This is a genomic window from Pseudomonas sp. GW456-L12 (assembly GCF_059424045.1).
In genome coordinates this window covers 1-1,252 of the sequence record NZ_JBWKZA010000069.1, presented here as the reverse complement: position 1 = coordinate 1,252, position 1,252 = coordinate 1, and the positions used below count along the sequence as shown (strand labels likewise).

Here is a 1,252-nt window from a genome sequence, read left to right as displayed (position 1 = left end):
GCAAGCTTGAGCTGGTCAAGTAATCCTGGACACCGTTTACGGTGCTTATGCCGCTTTTTGCTCCATAGCTATTGGCGACAAGTAGTTGTTGTAGCTATGGAGCCTGGTGCGGTTGTAGTACATGAAGAAGCGCACGATGTCGGTTTTTGCTTCCTCGACCATACTGTAGCCGCCACGGGGTACCCACTCTGACTTCAGCGTGCCGAAAAAACGCTCTGTCGGCGCATTGTCCCAGCACTGCCCGCGATGACTCATGCTTTGCAAAATGCCGTGGCGCATCAGCTCTTCTTGAAACTTGCGGCTGGTGTACTGACATCCCTGATCTGAGTGAAATATCAGCCCAGGAGGACATGTCCGTACTTCTGTTGCCATGCGTAGCGCTTTGCTAACCAAGTTGGCGTCATTGACCAGGGAAAACGCCCAGCCAATGACCCGGCGAGCATACAAATCGATCACGATGGCCAGATGAAACCAGCGTTTGCCCACCATCAGGCTGGTCACATCACCACACCAAACCTGATCGACTGCAATCGCGTTGAAATTGCGCTTGAGCCGATTGGGCGCGACAAATGCTTCCACTCCTTTGGATCTGAATGGGTGAGGTTGGCGTTGTTTACTGACAATGTTGGCCTCCCTCATCAGCGCTCTGACAAGATTCCTTCCAGCTGCAATGTTTTGGGATTTCAGGCTTTTGCTGATCATTCTGGAACCCATGGCTTCGCGGCTTTCGCTGTGCAGCTCAACCACTTTCAGCTTAAGCTCTTCGCGTCTGATCCGCGGCTTGGCTCGCCGCTGAATCCACTCATAAAAGCTGCTGCGCTTCACACCGAAAACATGACACACCACGGCAGTCGGAAATGACTCTCTTAGTTCTGCGATCATCGAAAACGATCGGGATCCGACATCAAGAGAGCGGTAGCCTTTTTTAAGATCTCAGCCTCCATCTCCATGCGCTTGATCTTGGCTTTTAGCTCCTGGATCTGGCGCTGATCTTCGGTAATTGCCTTGGTGCCTTTGACTGGCTGCCCCTCGCGTTCCTTGCGAACCTGATCGACCCAGCGACGTAACGCGGTGGGCCCGATATCCAGCGATGCACAAACGTCTGCAACCGGGCAGTTATCATCAAGCACCATACTGGCAGCCTGTAGCTTGAACTCGCGGGTATAGACCTTTCTTTCGTTCATGGAACCTCCAAGTTGGCGAAATCATATCGCCCTTAAGAGGTGTCCGGAATTATTAGGCCAGTTCAGCT

The 1,252-nt window shown here is 52.6% G+C and carries 2 protein-coding genes; both read right to left on the bottom strand.

Going from position 1 to position 1,252, the window contains the following annotated elements; translation table 11 throughout:
• Positions 1–45: 45 nt before the first annotated feature.
• Entirely contained in the window at positions 46–882 is an 837-nt protein-coding gene (locus AC07Y9_RS32155) for an IS3 family transposase (RefSeq protein WP_256581015.1), read from the bottom strand.
• The gene (locus AC07Y9_RS32150; protein WP_007927361.1) at positions 879–1,184 is read right to left on the bottom strand and encodes an IS3 family transposase; all 306 of its coding nucleotides are present in this window, start codon (positions 1,182–1,184) and stop codon (positions 879–881) included. Before AC07Y9_RS32150 ends, AC07Y9_RS32155 begins: the two co-directional genes overlap by 4 nt.
• Positions 1,185–1,252 lie beyond the last annotated feature (68 nt).